The organism is Streptomyces sp. NPDC012935, from assembly GCF_042900345.1.
Taxonomy (GTDB): domain Bacteria; phylum Actinomycetota; class Actinomycetes; order Streptomycetales; family Streptomycetaceae; genus Streptomyces.
In genome coordinates, this window is the sequence record NZ_JBIBBC010000006.1 from 38,954 (window position 1) to 56,396 (window position 17,443).

The following is a 17,443-nucleotide window of genomic DNA, read 5'->3' on the forward strand; positions in this document are numbered from 1 at the left end:
GGCCCCCGCCGAGATCGATGCCGACGGCGGCGGCCTGGGTGGCGAGGGCGCCGATCATCGTTGCGGTGGCGGTCAGGACAGTGGTGATCCGACGAACGGCTCGCATGGGGACTCCCTTTCAGCTGCTTGCTCAGGACACCGGGTGGCTGCCCGGCGTCCTGAGGCGCGATGCGGAAGGCCCTTCAAGGTCATTCGAGAGTGGGAAGAACCCGGCGTGGCGTGCATGAACCCGCGCCTACGCCCGAACGAGTGGATCAGCCCGCGTCGTCGGCCAGTTCGGCGACGCCGGTGATCCGGTGCAGCGGATACGTCCGCACCTCGTCCGCGGTGTGGTCGTACGCCGTCACGAACCCGCCCTCGACACGCACCGGCGCGATCACCCGCTGACTCGCGGCGCCCTCGGCGTTGACGTACCCGATCCACAGCGCCTCGCCGGTCAGGACGGCGGCCTGCATGGTGGCGAGGGTCTCGGCGGAGGTGGTGCGGGGCAGCTCACCGCCGGTCACCGCGGCGGAGTCGCCGGTGGCGGCGGGCTTGCGCGGTGCCGTGGAGGCGAGGTCGCCCGCCCGGATGGCGCGGATCGCGGCCGCCAGCAGGGTGGAGTCCGGCGTCGGCGGGCCGTCCGGGACCGGCTCGGGCGCCGTGCGCGGCGGGGTGCGGTGGGCGTCGGCGCGGGTGATCAGGACGTCACCCTCGGCCGACTCGGCGGCCGGTGCGAAGCCCATCGCGCGCAGGCCCTCCAGCAGCGCGGCCGGGTCGACCTGGGCGGCCAGCACGGTCGGCGCGAGGCGCCGCAGGCGCAGGCCCGCGGCCCGCTTGTCGGCGAGGATCTCGTTCAGCACGGCGTCGTCGTCGCAGCGGACGTAGGCCGACGCGGCGCCGACGCGCAGATGTCCGTGCCTGCGGGCCACGTCGTCGATCAGGTACGCGAGCGGCTGCGGTACCGGCGTACGCGCGTGCTCGGCGAGGAAGGCGTGCAGGTCGGAGGCGCTGCGCCCGGCGTCCAGGGCGCGCCGCACCGACCCCGGGGTGAACCGGTACACCGTCGCGCCGCCCTTGGACTCCACGTCCGCGAGCACGTCCAGCATGGCCGCGAGCGGCCGCTGCAGCGGCCCGGGCGCCACGGCCGTCAGGTCGGCCTGGAGCAGGACGTGGTCGAGCGGCTCGGGGAGGAGCGGGGTGAGGAGCCGGGCGGCGGTGGCGGAGGCGGTGGCCTGCTCGGCGGGGGAGAGGGGCTCGGGGGGCGGGGCCGGGCGGTGATGCACGGGGAGCTTGTCGCCGGGGCCTGCCGGTTCCTCGGGCGCGGGCTCCGGCACCGGCATCCCCAGCAGCGCCCGCCCGTGCGCCGACAGCGCGCCGCGCCCCGTGACCCCCAGCATCTCCGCTTCCCTCAGCGTCCACTGGGCCAGGCGGCCGCGCAGGTCGTCGTCCCGCTGGGGCCCCCGCAGCGGCCGCTCCCAGCGCAGCCGGGCCAGTACCGACTCGGCGGACGGCGACGCGCCCTCGGGCAGCCCGGCGAGCAGGGTCAGCACCCGGTGGCGGACCTCGGGCGCGGCGGAGCGGTCCAGGCCCGGGCCAAGCGCCGACAGCGTGCGGTCCTTGGCGTCCCGCCCGCCGACCACACCCGACGTACGCGTCGCCGTCAGCCATGTCTCCGCAAGCAGTGCCCAGCGCTGCGCGGCGGGCTGCTCCAGCCACTCGTCGTAGGCCGGGGTCGCCGCGTACCGCTCGTCGGCCTCGCCGTCGGAGGCCAGCAGTCCGGCGGCGTAGGCGAGCTCGACCCAGAAGGCGGCCAGGGGTTCGGACACATCGAGGGCGACCGCGGTGCGCTTGAGGTCACGCACGCTCAGGCCGCCCGCCCGCAGCACCGTCGGACCGCCCTCGTCCCAGTCCTTCAGCAGCTCCTCGACGGTCGCCAGCGCCGTGTACGCCTGCCCGGCCGCGGTCGCGTCCACAACCTGTGGACGGTGCGTCGAGCTCGCCTCGACGGGCGGCGGCAACGGCTCGGTGGTGCGGTGCGCCCGGCCGGCGCGCAGATGCAGGGCCACCTCGCGGGGCAGCACGACCGTGCCGGGTGCCGTCGGGAGGAGGAGGCCGCGGTCCAGGAGCCAGCGCAGGTGCGCCGCGGGGTCGGCGGTGACCTGGCCGTACGGCGGACCCCACACGAGCCGGGACAGGACCTCCCGGGACTCCGCGGGTGCGCCCGCGAGCAGGGCCGCCATGCGCCGCCGGTCGCCGAACAGCGCCGTGAGCGACGACACCGCGGACACGGCGTCGTGGGTCGAGGGCAGCCCGGCCGTCGTGACGATCTCCTGGATGCGCCCCGGCGACATGCCCGCGGTGGCTTCCTGCACGGTCGGGCCCAGGCCGGTGGGGGACGGGTGCTGCGGCGAGGGCGCGAGCAGCTCACGTGCGGTGCGAACGAGCCGCAGCCGGTCGTCGGCGCCCCACACCAGGGCCTGGTCGCGCAGGGTCGCGAGGGCGTGCGGCAGCGCCCCGGCGACCGCCGGATCGCCCTCGTCACCGGCCATCAGCGCGAGCAGTTCGGCGTACGTCGCCGGATCCGCCGCCACCGCCAGCGCCTCCGCCGTCTGCAGCGCGCACCGGTCCAGCCGCTCCAGTGCGCGCACCACGGAGGCCCGGGTGCCGGCCCGGGTCGCCAGCTGCGTGAGGTCGGTGGGGACGGGGGTGATGAGATCGGGCCGGCTGCGCAGCAGCACGGCCAGGGAGGCGTCGTCCCGCACGCGGAGGGCTTCCGCGAGGGAACGGGGCGGTGCAGCCGGGTCGCTCATCCGACCAAATCTAGCGGGTGGGGGCCGGAGCGGGGGGTGCGCCGGCCGCCCGGATCGCCACCCCGGCGGCTAACGGAGCGTTTCGCAAATGGCCGCCGGATGAACATCATCCGGAGGAATCCGGCACCCCTGGCAACACGTCATCCCCACTCGTCACCCTGGGCTCCCGGTCAACTACTTCACGGCTCAATGGAATTGGGGGTTCCAGCGGTGAGCGAGCAGGTCGAGCAGTGGATCGCGATCCTGAGTCTCACGTTCCCCGTCGCGGCATTCCTGTGGGAGTTCGCCATCGTCGGCCGCAAGCGGCTCGGCTACCGGGTGCAGATGGACACGCTCGCCGCGGACGCCGCCGACAAGCCGTACGCCGACGTGCTCGGGGACATGGAGCACGACGGCCACCAGCTGAAGGACCCCTCGTTCGTCCTGCTGCGCATCGAGAACGCAGGCTCGACCAAGATCGTCTCCGACGACTATCTGGCCGACCCCGACGACCCCTACGGCATCAAGGTCACCTTCCGGGACCGCCGGGTCGCGGCCGTCGTCCTCACCGACCCGAGCCGCGAAGAGCTGCGCGACTTCTTCTTCCGGGACGAGGAGTACCGGGCGGATGACGGCACCGACCGCACCCGCACCGTCGCCAAACCCGGCTTCCGCCGCGACAACAACGAGGGGCAGCGCACGGGCACCATCCGGCTGCCGAAGGTGATGCTGCCCCGGGGCGACGAGTACAAGGTGCTCGTCGTGCTGGAACGCTGGGCCGCCGACAACGGCACCGGCCCCTTTCCGGAACCGGTCGTCCAGGGCGCCGACGGGACCGACCGCTGGTACGACCCGGTGCTGCGGTTCTTCCGGTTGCAGGCGACCAGGACCGAGAGCCACGTCTTCGCCTCCCGGCCCGCCTGGTGGGTCATCTGGATCCTGATCGCGGCCGTCCTCGCCCAGGCGTGCTTCACCCTCTTCGTCCGCGAGGACCGGCGCCCCCCGCTGGACTGCGTCGGCGGCACCCTGAACCTGCACGGCTCCACCGCCTTCGCGCCCGCCGTGCGGGCCGCCGCCGAGGACTACCTCAAGCGGTGCGAGGGGGCGGGCGTGTCGATTCCGCTCGCCGACGACACCTTCAAGGGCAGCACCGACGGTGTGACCGACCTGGACCAGGCCGGCAAGAACGCCGAGATCCAGGTCGGTGACGGCCTCGCCGACCACATCGCGTTCACCGACGGCCTCGCCTCCGACGGCCACCCCCGGCTGGTCCCCAAGCCCGTCGCCTTCTCCGTGTTCACCCTCGTCGTCAACAAGGACGCGGGCGTGGAGAACCTGAGACTGGCCCAGATCCGCGACATCTTCGCCGGCCGGGTGACGAACTGGTCCCAGGTCGGCGGCAACGACGTCCCCGTCCACCTGGTCAACCGCGACCCCGGCTCCGGCACCCGCAGCACCCTCGTCACCAAGGTCCTGGACGGCAGGGAACCACCCCAGTTCACCGTGACCGACTGCGCGGCCCTGAAGTCCGGCCGGTACGGCCGCTGCGAGGTCACCAGCACGGACACCATGCTGAACACCAGCGCCTCGACGCCCGGCGCCATCGGCTACAGCGAGGCGGCGGGAGTCGCCGGCCACAAGGCCGCCGGCCGGCTCGTCAAGCTGAAGATCGACGGCAGGGAACCCACGGCGGAAGGCGTCGAGGACACCAACTACCCGTACTGGCAGACCGAGTTCGCCTACACCTACGGCGAGGCGCCGGCCGGCTCCGTCGTGGCGGCCTTCCTGAACTTCCTCACCCAGCAGAGCGGTCGCGACATCCTGCACGAGCACGGCCACGGTCTGTGCTCCGAGGCGCAGGACGCGGGGGAGTGCCGGCCGGTCTGACCCGCACCGCGCACCCTGTGCTGCGCTAACGTCGTCCCCACGGGGCTTCAGCACACCCACCCCGGAGGGGACTTCGTGGGGATCGAGAGCGACCAGGTCGTCTACGAGTATCTGAGCCGCGTCGGCGACGTGGCTCAGCAGCGTCAGCTGCCGTCGGCCACCCGCATGCGCCTGGTGAACGACTTGCGCGGCGAGATCGACCGCCGTCGTGCCAGGGCCGCGGTCGACAGCCCCGCCGCCGTCCGCCGCATCATCGCCCGGCTCGGCACCCCGGACGAGATCGTCGCGGCCGCAGGGGGTACCGGCCCCGCACCGCAGGCACCGGTCACCTCCGTGCCCGTCCAGCCGGAGGGCCGGGACGGGCACGCCGAGGAGGAGCGCCCCAAGGGCCTGCGCCGGCTCGTGCCGCGCCCGCGGCCCGCCGAGGCCCCGACGGCACGCGACGACGCGCCTCCGCCGCCCCACCTCGCGAGCACGGCCGACCTCGGGGGCAGCGCGCTCCAGCCGGACTGGTGGCGGGTGGACAGCAGCGCCTTCGGGCCCGGCGACGACGTCCCCGGCTTCGTCGGCGGCGTCGAGATCCCGGAGATGCTCAGGCGCCCGCCGTCCAAGGAGCAGAAGGAACAGGAGGAGGCGCGGCTCCGCAAGAAGGAACCCGTCGAGGAGCCCGAGGAGGCCGCCGCCGCGGAGGCCGACGCTCCGGAAGCGGCCGCCCCTGCCGCCCGTCGCCGCCGCCTCTTCCCGCGCCGCCCGTCGCTCCCGACCAGCCGCTGGAGCAACCCCCTCCTGCTGCTCTCCGCCGCCCTCCTCGTCGCCGGCGCCGTCCTCGGCAACCTCATCGTCCTGCTGCTCGGCTGGCTCATCGCCTGGGGCTCCCGGCGGCTGAGCGACGCCGAGACCAAGTGGGCGGTCGTGATCCTGCCCGGCCTCGCCCTCACGGCCGGCGTCGCCTGGCTGTGGGGCCGCACCAACGGCCGCTGGGGCGACCCCATCGCCGAGGGCCACATGAACGCCGCCCTCGCGGACACCTGGCCCTGGGTGCTGCGGGGGGCGGCGGTGGCGTCGGCGCTGTTCATCGTCTGGCGGTCACAGCGGGAGAAGTAGGCGTCCGCGAGGTGCGGACGAAGGATGGATGCACGTCACACCCACCCGGTGTCTGCCCCGTCCCCGGCCTGGGCACAATGGCGCATATGGCCTCCTCGACCCCGCCCCCGCTCACCGTCGGCTTCGACCTCGACATGACCCTCATCGACTCCCGCCCCGGCATCCACGCCTGCTACACGGCGCTGGCCGAGCGCACGGGGACGTACATAGACGCCGACCTCGCGATCACCCGGCTCGGGCCGCCGCTGGAGGAGGAGCTGGTCCACTGGTTCCCGGCGGAGCAGGTCCCGGCCATCGCCGACCGGTACCGCGCGATGTACCCGACGATCGCCATCGCCGCGACCCCCGCCCTGCCGGGCGCGCGTCAGGCGATCGCCGCCGTACGGGCCGCCGGCGGGCGCGCGATCGTCGTCACCGCCAAGTACGAGCCGAACGCAAAGCTGCACCTGGAGCACCTCGGCATCGAGCCGGACGCGGTGATCGGCAATCTCTGGGCCGAGCAGAAGGCGGTGGCCCTGCGCGAGCACGAAGCGGGCGTCTACGTCGGCGACCACGAGGGCGACGTACGCGCCGCCCGCGCGGCCGACGCCCTGTCGGTCACGGTGGCGACGGGGCCGTTCAGCACGCAACAGCTGGGCGCGCTCGGCGCGGACGTGGTCCTCACGGACCTGACGGAGTTCCCCGGCTGGCTCGCCCGCTACCTCGAAGCGCCCCGCGCCTGACGCCGTCCCGCCGCGACGGACTGCAGTACGCCGGCACCGGCGACGAGGAATCCGACGCCCATCAGCATGCTCAGTCCGAACATATAGGTCGGAAATGGCGTCGTACCGAGCAGGAACGGGGCCACCGTGACCAGAGTGGCCACGGCACCGATGAAGAACACGACCGCACCGGCACGGATCAGTCGGTCGCCGGGAGCCGCGGAATTCGTTTGGGTTTTGTCACGCACCGGACCAGGGTAGTTCCCTGCGCGAAGGAACAACCGGGCGACGTCTTGTCACCGGCTCCGGGAGCATTAGCCTTGGTAGCGGCGGGTCACGGTCGACCCGCTGTAGTGCTATCAAGAGCCGTTTTCAGAAGCAGTTTTCCGACGAGTACGAGGACGAGGACAGACGTGCCTACCGGCAAGGTCAAGTGGTTCAACAGCGAGAAGGGCTTCGGCTTTCTCTCCCGCGACGACGGCGGTGACGTCTTCGTCCATTCCTCGGTCCTCCCCGCCGGAGTCGACGTACTCAAGCCGGGACAGCGAGTCGAGTTCGGGGTGGTCGCCGGTCAGCGCGGTGACCAGGCCCTCTCGGTCACCATCCTCGACCCGACCCCGTCGGTCGCGGCGGCCCAGCGCAAGAAGCCGGACGAACTGGCCTCCATCGTCCAGGATCTGACAACGCTCCTCGAGAACATCACGCCGATGCTGGAGCGGGGCCGCTATCCCGAGAAGACCGCCGGCAAGAAGATCGCCGGCCTCCTGCGCGCGGTCGCCGACCAGCTCGACGTCTAGCTCCCGCGCACCGCTGGATTCCTGGGGCGGATCCAACACCTCCCGGCCGAGGGGCGACACCAGCCCCTCGGCCGCCGCACGTGTGAGCAGCCCACGCAGGGCCGCGGCGGTTGAGGCTCAGGGGAACGACAGCGCTTCCGGCCCGAGTGCGGGCGTCAGCCCTTCCGCCGCCGCACGCGTCAGCAGGCCCCGCACTGCCGCGTAGCCGTCGTCGCCGAGGTCGGCGGTGAACTCGTTGACGTACAGGCCGATGTGCTGGTCGGCGACGGCCGGGTTCATCTCCTGGGCGTGCTCCATGACGTAGGCGCGGGAGACTTCCGGGTCGTCCCAGGCGGCGCGTACGGAGGTGCGGATGGAGTCGGCCAGGAGGGTCAGCCGCTGCGCGCCCAGGGAACGCTTGGCGATGATCGCGCCCAGCGGGATGGGCAGCCCCGTCGTGGACTCCCAGTGCTCGCCCATGTCCGCGAGCTTGTGCAGCCCGTAGTTCTGGTACGTGAAGCGCGCCTCGTGGATGACGAGCCCCGCGTCGACCTTCCCGTCCCGCACGGCGGGCATGATCTCGTGGAACGGCATGACCACGATCTCACCCACCCCGGCGGGCAGCGTGTCGGCGGCCCACAGGCGGAACAGCAGATACGCCGTCGACTTCTCGCTCGGCACCGCGACCGTACGGCCGCTGAGGTCCACGTCCGGCTCGCGCGTCAGGACCAGCGGGCCGCAGCCCCGGCCCAGCGCGCCGCCGCAGGGCAGCAGGGCGTACTCGTCGAGGACGTACGGCAGCACGGCGTACGACACCTTCAGCACGTCGAACTCGCCGCGCTCGGCCATACCGTTGGTGATGTCGATGTCCGCGAAGGTGACGTCGAGCGCGGGGGCGCCGGGCACCCGGTCGTGGGCGAGGGCGTCGAAGACGAAGGTGTCGTTCGGGCAGGGCGAGTACGCGATCCGCAGGGGCTGTCGCTGCTGTTCACCGGTCATGTGGTTGCCAACTCTCCAGGACGGGCGTGAGCTTCCCGAAGGCCTCGGTGAGGGCCGCCAGCGCGTCCCCGATGCGCCAGGCGGCGCGGTCACGCGGGCCGACGGGGTTGGATACCGCGCGCAGCTCCAGCACGGGTGTGCCGTGCGCGGCGGCGGCCTCGGCGACGCCGAAGCCCTCCATGGCCTCGGCCAGGGCGGTGGGGTGGCGCTCGCGCAGTCGCGCGGCGCGGACGGCGGTGCCGGTCACGGTGGAGACGGTGAGGACGGCACCGGTGCGGGCGCCGGTGGCGGCCGCCGCTTCCCGTACGAGTGCTTCGGGCGGACGGTGGGTGACGGTGCCGAAGCCCAGCTCGGTGACGGGCAGGAAGCCGTCGGGGGTCTCGGCGCCCAGGTCGGCGGCGGTGATCTCGTCGGCGACGACGAGGGAGCCGACGGGGGCGTGGGGCGCGAAGCCGCCGGCGATGCCGGTGGAGACGACCAGGCCGTAGGGTGCGCCGTCGCGGGTGGCCGTGGTGAGGGCCGACGCGGCGGTGGCCGCGGCTCGGGCCGGGCCTACTCCGACTGCGACGAGGTCGATGACCGGCCGGCCGCGGCCGGCCGGACCGGGCGCCGGGTCGACGGGCCCGAGCAGCACCCGTCCCTCGTCGGCGGCTGCCGCGAACGCCCGGGCCACCGCGTCCCTCTCCGCGGGGACGGCGGTGGCCACGAGCACGTGCAGCCCAGCGGCAGGGATCAGCTGTCCTTCTTGAGCTTGAAGGACCACAGGCCCGTCACGTCCCGCTCGCCCTCCTTGATGGAGACCAGCGTGGAGTCGCCGCTCGCGCCGTACTGGGCGTTGAAGAACACGCTGCCCGGGACGGTGCGGTACGTCTTCGTGCTGGAGTCGGTGAGCGGCTGGCCGTTCATGAGGATCGTCCAGCCCTCGTCCGCGATCTCCGGGTCGACACCGAAGCGCACGGTCTCGTCCGGGTCCACCTTGATGGACTCGATGCCCTTGTCCTTCAGGCAGCCGGCCAGGTCCGCGGTCTTCACGGCCTCGCCCTCACCGCCGCAGGTGGCCTGCGAGTGGACGGAGGAGGTGCCTACGGTGACCGTGGCCAGCGGCGTCGGCTTGTCGCAGGCCGACAGGACGAGCAGTCCGGCGGAAACGGCGCCGGCGGCGGCGAGCGCGCGGCGGCGTCGCACTTCGGATTGCAGCGTGGTCATGGGCGAAGGCTATCGGGAGCGTGTGACGGTCTCTCTACGTGGGGGGCGGCGTGCCGTGGCCGGGCCGGCGGACACAGCCCGTCAGGTCACGCGCGGGTGGCTGTGGCCGCCCTGCCGGGCCGAGCCGATCAGGCCCTTGATGGTGGTCAGCCAGCCGAGCGCGACGATCGTCGCGCCGACCAGCAGGCCCAGGGAGCCCTTCAGAGGCAGCACGATGCCGATAGCGCCGCCGAGCACCCAGGACACCTGCAGCAGCGTCTCGGAGCGCGCGAACGCCGACGTACGGACCAGTTCGGGCACGTCCCGCTGGATCAGCGCGTCCAGGGACAGCTTGGCCAGCGCCTGGGCGAACCCGGCGGTCGCCGCGAGGAACGCCACCACGACCGCGCCGAAGAAGATCGCGGCGGTGAGCGCCGCGAGCAGGACGAAGCCCACCACCGTCACGATGATGATCTCTGGAGCCCGCGAGCGCAGCCATGCGCCGACCGCGGTACCGCAGGCGTTTCCGACCCCCGCCGAGACGGCCACTATGCCCAGCGACACGGCCGCGCTCTGGCCGGACATCGGGTGCTCGCGCAGCAGGAACGCCAGGAAGAAGATCAGAAAGCCGGAGAGGCAGCGCAGGGCGGCGTTGGCGCCGAGGGCGTGGGTGACGGCGATGCCGACGGTGCGCAGCCCCGGGCGTTTGACCGGCTGGCGGTGCGGCCCGTGCAGGTGCTGCTCGTCGGCCGCCAGCAGCGCGGTGTCCTCGCCCTTGGCCGAGTCGACCTTCGGCGGCAGGGTGAAGGACAGGATCGTGCCGGCGACGAAGATCACGAAGGCGCCGTAGAGCGGATAGCGCGGCCCGAGCGCCTGGAGTCCCGCGCCGATGGGCGCGGCGATGCCGGTGGCCAGCAGGCCGCCCAGGGTGACGCGGGAGTTGGCCTTCACCAGGGAGAAGCGGGGTGGCAGGAGCCGGGGCACCACGGCGCTTCTGACGACGCCGTAGGCCTTGGAGGCGACCAGGACGCCGAGCGCGGCCGGATACAGCTCGATGCTGCCGGTGGCGACGGCCCCGGCCAGCACCAGCGCGAGCATCGCCCGGGCGAACATCGCGCCGGCCATCGCGGCGCGGCGGCCGTGCGGGATGCGGTCGAGGAGGGGGCCGATCACGGGCGCGAGGACCGTGAACGGCGCCATGGTGATGCCGAGGTAGAGCGCGACCCGCCCGCGCGCCTCGTCGGTGGGGACGGAGAAGAAGACGGTGGAGGCGAGGGCGACGGTGATCATCATGTCCCCGGCGCCGTTCACCGCGTGCAGTTCGATCAGCTTGCCGAGGCCGGACTCGCCGGCGCCGTGCGCGTGCGTGGCCTTGCGGATGCCGCGGGCCGGGCCGGTGAACGGGAAGTGCAGGGCACGGCCGAGCGCGCGGAGGGAGCCGCGCTTCCGGCCCGTTCCGCCACCTCGATCACGGCCGCCCTTGGCGCCACCGATGCCGGTGGCTCCTTCGGGCTGCCTCGCGGTTGCCACGACGCAATAGTGCCCCGAGATGGGGGTGGGTAGTGCGGCTACGGCGCGTATGGAGGGCAGTGACTCGGATTGGTACGGGGCAGCGCACGGCCCGGTGGCAGGGTTCCGCCACCCGCCGCGCAGCGGTGAAAGGGGCCGTCGGTGTAGGCCCAGCGCCCGCGAGCAGGTAGCGTGCGTATCTCAGCCATCCCGCACAATGGATGACGTAGGTGCGCCCGAGCGTGATTCGGACGCGGACGTCGACGCGGCCCACAGGTCCGCTCCGTCTGCCCCATCGCCTCAAGGCACCGCACCCGAGAGACGGCGTAGGAGAGAAGCGATACCTGTGAGCGCAGCGACAACGCGAAGCCGCACCCCCGACCGTCTGTGCGCCGAGGCGGTCGACCTCGCCCGCAGTGCCGCCGAGGAGGCCGCCGCGCCCGGCGTGGTCGGCGAGCACGCGAGTCTGGTCTCCGAGGGCGACCGCGTTGTCACGCACTTCTTCGAGTGCAAGGAGCTCGGGTACCGCGGCTGGCGCTGGGCGGTGACGGTGGCCCGCGCCTCACGCGCGAAGGTCGTCACGCTCGACGAGGTGGTCCTCCTCCCCGGCCCGGACGCCCTCCTCGCGCCCGAGTGGGTGCCGTGGAGCGAGCGCCTGCGCCCCGGCGACATGGGCCCGGGCGACCTGCTCCCCACGGACGCCGAGGACCTGCGCCTGGAGCCCGGCTACACGGGTGAGGACGAACCGGGACCGAACTCGCCGGTCTCGCACGAGATGACCGAACTGGTCGAGGCGGAGGACGCGGAAGTGACCGCGACCGCCCCCGCGAACCTGCCGGCGGCGCCCTCCCGCGGCTCGATCGCGGCCGTCGCCGAGGAACTCGGCATGCGCCGCGCCCGCGTCCTGTCCCGCTACGGCCTGCACGTCGCCGCGGACCGCTGGGAGGACGCCTACGGCGCCAAGACCCCCATGGCCCAGGCGGCCCCGGCCTCCTGCGTCACCTGCGGCTTCCTGGCCCCGATCGGCGGCTCCCTCGGCCAGGCCTTCGGCGTCTGCGCCAACGAGTTCTCCCCGGCCGACGGCCGCGTGGTGTCGTTGACGTACGGCTGCGGCGGCCATTCCGAGGCCGCGGTCATGCCCAAGCCCCCGCGCCCGGCTCCGCCGGTGATCGACGAGACCCGCGTGGACCCCTTCCCGCTGCGCCCGGCGCCGGACTCGGGGTCGGTGTCGGTGGGAGCGGACGGGGACTCGGGGGAGCTGGGGCACTCGTAGGGGTCAGGACGTCTGCTCGCCCTCGGGTTCGTACCGGGGCAGGTTCTCGGTCGAGATCGTCCAGTCCGCGATGGTGACGTCTTCGCCGTACAGGAAGTCCTTGCGGGTCGCGTAGCGGGGGCCGTCGGGGGTTGCGTGGATGTCGGTGAGGACGGCACCTGTGCCGGTGCGGGGGTCGAAGACCGCGTAGACGGGGATGCCGATCAGAGGGTAGTCGCGCATCTTGGCGACCCAGTCGTTGTCGGGGTTGGAGCGCGACACGACCTCGATGGCGGCGATGAGCGTCCGAGGGTCGAAAGAACCCGGGACGTCCATGTCTGCCATGGCGATGACCATCATGTCGGGTCGGCGCATGATGCCTGCGCTCGCATCCTCGACGTCGGGTTCGCCCGTGTGGGCCACGATCTCTTCCGGCATCGTCTTTTCGAGGCGCCTTCGCAGATGCACTGTGGTCAGCTCGTGCGGACCGACGGGCGCCATCATGTCGTGAACGATCCCCTCTTTGGTGACTTCGAATTTGCCGGGCAGCGTGTCGTCCATGGACTGAACGAAGTCGCGCATGACCCGAAAGCGGTGGGAGGCGCCGCCCTGTCGCGCGTTGTCCGGGGCGATGGTCATGGCGCTCGCTCCTCGTGGTCTGTGCCCGGGGGCAAGGATCGTCGCTTTCATGCTAGGCGGCCTCCAGGAGGTCGGATCGGCAGTCGCGACAGCAGCCGCCTGGTTCGGGGGCGCGGAACGCCCGGTCACATCCGTCGCAGGTCTGCAACGGATGTCGTACGTCCGGCGGTGGGGCCAAGGCCCGGAACGGGGGTGGCGCCGGCAGCTGGGCGGTCAGGCGGTGGGCCAGGAGGGCCGCCGGTCGGCACAGGGGCTCGGGTGGCAGGTCGGTGGTCAGGGTGTGGCGTACGGCGGTGGGGCTGACGTCGCGCTCCAGCCAGGCGGCGACGCCGGGGGCCAGGTGGGACGTGTCGTGCTCGCTGAGAAGCAGGCGGGGGTCGTGGCGGCGGAGGTCCGCGAGGAGGTCCGTGGCTGCCTGGAGGAGGGCGGGGGCCGGGCAGGCGGGCTGCGGTACGGCGGGGAGGGGCTTGCGGGGTCCCGGGGTTGGCTTCTTGCGGGTCGGCGCGGCCTGGTGGTCCTGCGTACGGCGGTGACCTGGCTGGTTGCAGGAGACCGTGCGGGTGACGATGCGGCCGGCGGGAGTGCGTTGGCGTTCGCGGCGCAGGTAGCCGTGGGTCTCCAGCTCGCGCAGGGCGGCGGCGATACGGGTCGTGCCCTCGGGGAAGCGCGCGGCGAGGGTCTTGATGTCGACGCGGGCGCCTGCGGGGAGCGACTGGATGTGGACGCCGAGGCCGATCGCGAGAGCCGACAGCTCCGGGTGCTGGGCGAGGTGGTTGCCGATCACCGTGAAGCGGGTGGTGTGGCGGGCGTTGTCGTGGAGGAGGCCGCCCGCGTGAGCCTGACCGTGGGGGTGGTTTTTGCCCGCGATGCGGGACTGGGCGCGCATGGGCGCGCTAGGGTTTTGGGTGTCCATCGGGAAGGCCGTTACTTCCTTGGTGGTCAGGCCCTCGCACTGGGATTGCCGTCCCGGCGAGGGCCGTCGTATGTCTGGGGTTGTGTTGCGGCGAGCGTAAGGCAGGCAACCTGCCCCGAATCCAGCCGAGTTGATGATGTTCACCCGGTTGGGTGAGTTTGCGCCCCGGGCGGGAGGGGTGGGGCTTGGTGAGGTTCTTTCACTGGTTTGTTCCTTGAGGGAGACCGCCCGTGCCACCGGGGAACGGGTTTCCGGGTTCCGGTGGCAATGTGACTTCGGCCCAGACCGTCTTGCGTGGCGGCAGCCCTGGTGATGCGCCCCAGCGGTCGGCCAACGCCGCGACGATGGCGAGTCCGCGGCCGGACTCCGCCTCGGGGGTGGGGTGTTGGGGGTGCGGGAGTCGGTCGCCGCAGGTGTCGGTGATTTCGATACGGAGGGTGCCGCCGACGACGTACAGGAGCAGCAGGAAGTCCCGGCCGGGGACGCGGCCGTGCGTGACCGCGTTGGTGGCCAGCTCGGCCACGAGGTGCGCCGCCGGGTCCAGCGGCAGGCCCCAGCTGCGGAGTTGTTCGGTGGCGAGGAGGCGGGCGAGGCGGGCGCCGCGTGGGGTGGGGGACAGCTGCACGCTGAAGTTGCGGATGGGGGTGGTGAGTTCGGGGGATTTCTGCGTCACGTCACTCAGCGTGGTGGCGCGTGCTTACTGTGAACAGTGACTCGGCGGGTGCGTACGGTGACTGTCCGGAGCTTGTCCGGTGGTGTCCGGGCTGTCGGGACGTTGAGTGCGGGTAGGGCGCTGCTGCACCAGGGCGGTACGACGGAGGGGTACGGCATGACGGTCGAGGCGGACACCGGACGGCTCAAGACGGAGGCGGACGAGCCGGGTTGGGAGGTGGATCCGGACGACGAGTGGGGGATCGCGGTCATCGCGACCGTCGGGCGGCAACTGAAGCTGCGGCGTGAGGCCGTGGGGATGCGGGCCGCCGAGTTCGGGGTGGCGGTGGGGTACGGGGAGGACCTGGTCTACAAGATCGAGGGCGGGAAGCGGATTCCTCGGCAGGAGTACCTGGTCAAGGCTGATGAGGTGTTGGGGGCGGGTGGGCTTGTCGCCGCGACGTGGGAGGACGTGAAGAAGGTCCGGTACCCGAAGAAGGTTCGGGCGCTGGGGGAGATGGAGGCCAAGGCGGTCGAGCTCCAGCTCTACGATCCGCTCAACGTTCATGGCCTGTTGCAGACGCCGGAGTACGCGCGAGGGCTTCTCTTGATGCGACGCCCCGCGTACACAGAGGATGAGGTGGAGCGGTTCATCGCAGCGCGTGTGGCCCGCAAGGCGGTGTTCGAGCGGGACCCGGTGCCGGAACTCAGCTTCGTCCTGGAGGAGTGGGCGCTGCGACGTCCGCTCGGAGGCAGGGTGGCGTTGCGTCGCCAGCTTGAGCATCTGCTGGAAGTGGGGCAGTTGAGGAATGTCGAGCTTCAGGTCATGCCGATGGACTGCGAGGAGCACGCTGGGCTGGCCGGTGGGATCGAGGTGCTGAAGTTCGAGGACGGCTCGGCCGTGGGGCGTTCGCCGGCCGTGGCCAACGGCCGCCCCGTCACGGAGCCCAAGCAGCTCCGTATCCTTGAGCTGCGGTATGGCATCATCCGGGCGCAGGCTCTCACGCCACGTGAGTCGACGGCCTTCATCGAACAACTGCTGGGGGAAACATGATCCGCAACGCCTCGGCCGGGGATGCCTCCGAGCTGGCGTGGTTCAAGAGCAGCTACAGCAGCAGCAGCGAGGGCGACTCCTGCGTCGAGATCGCGATAGCACCCCGCACGATCCACGTCCGCGACTCCAAGTACCCCGACACCAGCCCCCGACTGGCGCTCGCCTCGCAGGCCTGGGCAGCCTTCGTCACGTACGCGTCCGAGGGCTGACCCCCCAAAAAAGCGAGTGCACGCGTTCGAGCCGGTGGGATACGTTCCTGCCTGTTCGAAGGGGGAACTCGTGGCGAAGCTGAATCAGATCATCGCTGTCGAAAAGGGTGTCAAGAGCAAGGCGCTCCAGGACATCACCGCGGCGCATCACAAGGTACAGAAGCCCGCGCTGCTGGCCGGTATCTCGCGTACGTACCAGCCGAAGGACGAGGAGGGCGAGCAGCTGCCGCCGGAGTCCGCGCGGGTGCAGGTGCAGGCGGAGGACGTGCTGCGGGAGATGTCCGCGTCGCTGACCCGGCTGTTCGACGTGACCGCCACGAAGGACTGGGCCAACTGCTCGGCACGCGCCGACGTCACGGTCGACGGGCGGACGGTCGTCGCCGACGTTCCGGTCAGCTACCTCCTCTTCCTGGAGAAGCAGCTCACCGACCTGCACACCTTCGTGAAGAAGCTTCCCACGCTCGACGCCGCCGAGTCCTGGTCCCCCGACCCGTCCACGGACTGGTGGAAGACGGACCCGGTCCGCACGATCCGTACGAAGAAGGTTCCGCGCAACCACGTGAAGGCGGAGGCGACGGAGAAGCACCCGGCGCAGGTCGAGGTGTACTACGAGGACGTGCCCATCGGGTACTGGACGACCGTGAAGTTCTCCGGGGCCCTTCCGGCGCGGCGGGTCAACGAACTGGTGGAGCGGGTCGAGAAGCTCCAGCAGGCCGTGAAGTTCGCCCGCGAGGAGGCCAACGGTGCCGAGGTCACCGATCAGCGGGTCGGCGACGCGGTGTTCGGCTACCTGTTCGGCTGACGCCGGTCACGGGTAGCCTCCATGATCGCCCCCGCGTGCGAGCGCGGGGGTGCGCAACAGGCGCGGGTCGGGATTGAGGCCCGGTTCGCGTGATGAGCGCAAGCTGACACTGAAGTTCAGCCTGAAAGACGCGGTGACAGTGAAGGTTCGAGTCCTTCCCCCGGCACTACGACACCCATCCGGGCCGGGGTAGCCCAACATGGCAGAGGCAGCCGCGATCAATCTCAGACTCTCGCTCCAGTCTCAGTATTGCCGCCGATCGCCGGATCGACCGGGGCCGGACGAACGCCGTCGGATGCGAGTTCGAATCTCGCCTGCACCTCTTGCGTGGTGCGGTAGTTCAAAGGAAGAACACGACGGCATGATGACTGATCCGACCTCTTAAACGCCGCCGGCGTGCGCAATTGGGTGGCATCCCCAGGGGCCCGGGAGCTGGATACGACTCCCGGGCTCCGCCACGTTCCGGCCTGCCGAATTCCCGTTGGGATGGTCGAGCAATGACTCTAGCGTTCGCGTCTACTCAATGAGGAGTAAGCGCCGAAATCGGGAACCGGCTCCCAGTTGGAGGAAACATCGACTCCATGACGGTTTTCCGCGGATTCGCCACCCTCGTCCTCGATCGAGCGCTGGATGACGCCGCCAGTGGTGAATTCGTACGTCTCAGTGCGGTCCGCGTCTGCGTACCCGCCTCGCTCCTGAGAATCGTCATAACTGTACGAGGTCGCTGTCTCCAGAAAGAAGGAGCCGTCGATGAGCGTGAATGTGTAGTCCAGTGTGTCGCGGCCGTATTCGTCCATGAAGATGACCGAGGCGTATCCGGTCTCCAGTCGCATTTCCACCCGCAGGGCCGGTGCGGACTGTCCGGCGGAGGCGGCGACTGCGGTGTACAACTCGCCCTTTTCGTGCCGGGCTTGAGCCTGCTCGGGCGTCAAGGGATTCATGGGCATTTCGGCGAGGTTGTTCCACTGCTCGCAGTAGGTCCAGATCATGA

The 17,443-nt window shown here is 71.5% G+C and carries 18 protein-coding genes; 8 read left to right on the forward strand and 10 right to left on the reverse strand.

Annotated elements, in window-relative coordinates:
* Window positions 1-254: 254 nt before the first annotated feature.
* On the reverse strand, window positions 255-2,792 hold the full coding sequence (locus ACFY5C_RS16610) for a helicase-associated domain-containing protein (RefSeq protein ID WP_389444910.1): 2,538 nt from the start codon (window positions 2,790-2,792) through the stop codon (window positions 255-257).
* 210 nt (window positions 2,793-3,002) lie between these two features.
* Here ACFY5C_RS16610 and ACFY5C_RS16615 point away from each other — a divergent pair, with 210 nt between their 5' ends.
* From ACFY5C_RS16615 to ACFY5C_RS16625, 3 genes are all read left to right on the forward strand, one after another.
* Entirely contained in the window at window positions 3,003-4,658 is a 1,656-nt protein-coding gene (locus ACFY5C_RS16615; RefSeq protein ID WP_389444912.1) for a substrate-binding domain-containing protein, read from the forward strand.
* Window positions 4,659-4,733: 75 nt separating this feature from the next.
* Window positions 4,734-5,762 (forward strand): hypothetical protein, encoded by a 1,029-nt coding sequence (locus tag ACFY5C_RS16620; RefSeq protein ID WP_389444913.1) that lies wholly within the window; start codon window positions 4,734-4,736, stop codon window positions 5,760-5,762.
* A gap of 77 nt (window positions 5,763-5,839) precedes the next feature.
* A complete protein-coding gene (locus ACFY5C_RS16625; protein WP_389444915.1) occupies window positions 5,840-6,484 on the forward strand; it encodes an HAD family hydrolase in 645 nt (214 codons plus the stop codon).
* On the opposite strand, the gene ACFY5C_RS16630 is transcribed toward ACFY5C_RS16625, so the two are convergent.
* The gene (locus ACFY5C_RS16630) at window positions 6,460-6,711 is read right to left on the reverse strand and encodes a hypothetical protein (protein ID WP_019760504.1); all 252 of its coding nucleotides are present in this window, start codon (window positions 6,709-6,711) and stop codon (window positions 6,460-6,462) included. The genes ACFY5C_RS16625 and ACFY5C_RS16630 overlap by 25 nt on opposite strands.
* 165 nt (window positions 6,712-6,876) lie before the next feature.
* Here ACFY5C_RS16630 and ACFY5C_RS16635 point away from each other — a divergent pair, with 165 nt between their 5' ends.
* Window positions 6,877-7,260 (forward strand): cold-shock protein, encoded by a 384-nt coding sequence (locus tag ACFY5C_RS16635; RefSeq protein ID WP_328426909.1) that lies wholly within the window; start codon window positions 6,877-6,879, stop codon window positions 7,258-7,260.
* 117 nt (window positions 7,261-7,377) lie between these two features.
* Here the strand turns inward: ACFY5C_RS16635 and ACFY5C_RS16640 are convergent, their stop codons facing one another.
* The 4 genes from ACFY5C_RS16640 to ACFY5C_RS16655 form a co-directional block, all read right to left on the reverse strand.
* Window positions 7,378-8,238, reverse strand: coding sequence for a 1,4-dihydroxy-6-naphthoate synthase (locus ACFY5C_RS16640; RefSeq protein ID WP_389444916.1), 861 nt, complete (start codon window positions 8,236-8,238; stop codon window positions 7,378-7,380).
* Window positions 8,228-8,956: a futalosine hydrolase gene (locus tag ACFY5C_RS16645; protein ID WP_389445447.1), complete on the reverse strand. Its 729-nt coding sequence runs from the start codon at window positions 8,954-8,956 to the stop codon at window positions 8,228-8,230. Before ACFY5C_RS16645 ends, ACFY5C_RS16640 begins: the two co-directional genes overlap by 11 nt.
* A gap of 14 nt (window positions 8,957-8,970) precedes the next feature.
* Entirely contained in the window at window positions 8,971-9,444 is a 474-nt protein-coding gene (locus tag ACFY5C_RS16650) for a DUF2771 domain-containing protein (protein WP_389444917.1), read from the reverse strand.
* Window positions 9,445-9,525: 81 nt separating this feature from the next.
* Entirely contained in the window at window positions 9,526-10,953 is a 1,428-nt protein-coding gene (locus ACFY5C_RS16655; protein WP_389444918.1) for an MFS transporter, read from the reverse strand.
* 325 nt (window positions 10,954-11,278) lie between these two features.
* Here ACFY5C_RS16655 and ACFY5C_RS16660 point away from each other — a divergent pair, with 325 nt between their 5' ends.
* Complete coding sequence (locus ACFY5C_RS16660) at window positions 11,279-12,205, forward strand: DUF3027 domain-containing protein (RefSeq protein WP_389444920.1); 927 nt, start codon at window positions 11,279-11,281, stop codon at window positions 12,203-12,205.
* 3 nt (window positions 12,206-12,208) lie between these two features.
* On the opposite strand, the gene ACFY5C_RS16665 is transcribed toward ACFY5C_RS16660, so the two are convergent.
* From ACFY5C_RS16665 to ACFY5C_RS16675, 3 genes are all read right to left on the reverse strand, one after another.
* Window positions 12,209-12,823, reverse strand: coding sequence for a Uma2 family endonuclease (locus tag ACFY5C_RS16665; protein WP_389444922.1), 615 nt, complete (start codon window positions 12,821-12,823; stop codon window positions 12,209-12,211).
* A gap of 52 nt (window positions 12,824-12,875) precedes the next feature.
* On the reverse strand, window positions 12,876-13,736 hold the full coding sequence (locus ACFY5C_RS16670; RefSeq protein ID WP_389444924.1) for a helix-turn-helix domain-containing protein: 861 nt from the start codon (window positions 13,734-13,736) through the stop codon (window positions 12,876-12,878).
* A gap of 199 nt (window positions 13,737-13,935) precedes the next feature.
* Window positions 13,936-14,409: an ATP-binding protein gene (locus tag ACFY5C_RS16675; protein WP_389444925.1), complete on the reverse strand. Its 474-nt coding sequence runs from the start codon at window positions 14,407-14,409 to the stop codon at window positions 13,936-13,938.
* 156 nt (window positions 14,410-14,565) lie between these two features.
* Between ACFY5C_RS16675 and ACFY5C_RS16680 the strand changes: the two genes are divergently transcribed.
* The 3 genes from ACFY5C_RS16680 (at window position 14,566) to ACFY5C_RS16690 (ending at window position 16,452) form a co-directional block, all read left to right on the forward strand.
* Window positions 14,566-15,441 (forward strand): helix-turn-helix domain-containing protein, encoded by an 876-nt coding sequence (locus ACFY5C_RS16680; protein ID WP_389445448.1) that lies wholly within the window; start codon window positions 14,566-14,568, stop codon window positions 15,439-15,441.
* On the forward strand, window positions 15,438-15,650 hold the full coding sequence (locus ACFY5C_RS16685) for a DUF397 domain-containing protein (RefSeq protein WP_389444927.1): 213 nt from the start codon (window positions 15,438-15,440) through the stop codon (window positions 15,648-15,650). Before ACFY5C_RS16680 ends, ACFY5C_RS16685 begins: the two co-directional genes overlap by 4 nt.
* A gap of 70 nt (window positions 15,651-15,720) precedes the next feature.
* A complete protein-coding gene (locus tag ACFY5C_RS16690; protein ID WP_389444929.1) occupies window positions 15,721-16,452 on the forward strand; it encodes a hypothetical protein in 732 nt (243 codons plus the stop codon).
* Window positions 16,453-16,955: 503 nt separating this feature from the next.
* On the opposite strand, the gene ACFY5C_RS16695 is transcribed toward ACFY5C_RS16690, so the two are convergent.
* Window positions 16,956-17,441, reverse strand: a complete 486-nt coding sequence (locus ACFY5C_RS16695) for a hypothetical protein (protein ID WP_389444930.1) — start codon at window positions 17,439-17,441, stop codon at window positions 16,956-16,958.
* Window positions 17,442-17,443 lie beyond the last annotated feature (2 nt).